Annotated in this window: 1 pseudogene; it reads right to left on the bottom strand. The window is 53.9% G+C overall.

The features are described from left to right. Nucleotides 1-595 (bottom strand): annotated as a pseudogene (locus AC0V2Y_RS28460) (lipopolysaccharide biosynthesis protein); the annotation flags it as partial.

Here is a 595-nt window from a genome sequence, read left to right as displayed (position 1 = left end):
GCTATCGATGATGTGATTGTCGAGTTTGGTAATCTTGGCATTCATCTCGGCTGTCTTGACACGCAGTGAATCCTCATAGCTCAGGTATATGATGCTGTCCATGACGAAGCGGCCCAGTAAGCCTACCGTGCGCTGGGCCTTTTGCGGGCTATCGGCCTCAAAACTGAGGCGCAGGCCAATCACATTGGTATTGCTGCCATCGCGCGGCTGTTCAAGTTCCTTGGCGTCAAGCTTGGAAAACGGGTAAACCGGCTCGACAACCTTGTCGATGCCATCGCGCACGATAAAAATTTTGCGCAACTGGTCCGCGCCCGGCGCGTCATTCAGTTGGTTGTATTTGATGAAGTCAGCATAGCGCTCGGCAGTGCCAAAGGCTGCCGCGTAACGCTTGTAGTCTGCCAGGGCGATACCGCTGGCGGGATCTTTTTCCTTGGCATCCAGTTTTTTCTCGGCTGGCAGGGGAATTGCGCCGCCAAACTGGAAAAAACCTTCGCTCTTGTACTGGGCCATATAAAGGGCATACGAGACGCTGACGATGACGATCAATGATGTTGCCAAAATGATGCGCCAGCGTGCCTGCCATGCCGTTCCAAGC

This window comes from Janthinobacterium sp. BHSEK (assembly GCF_056174685.1).
This window is presented reverse-complemented; position numbering and strand designations above follow the sequence as displayed.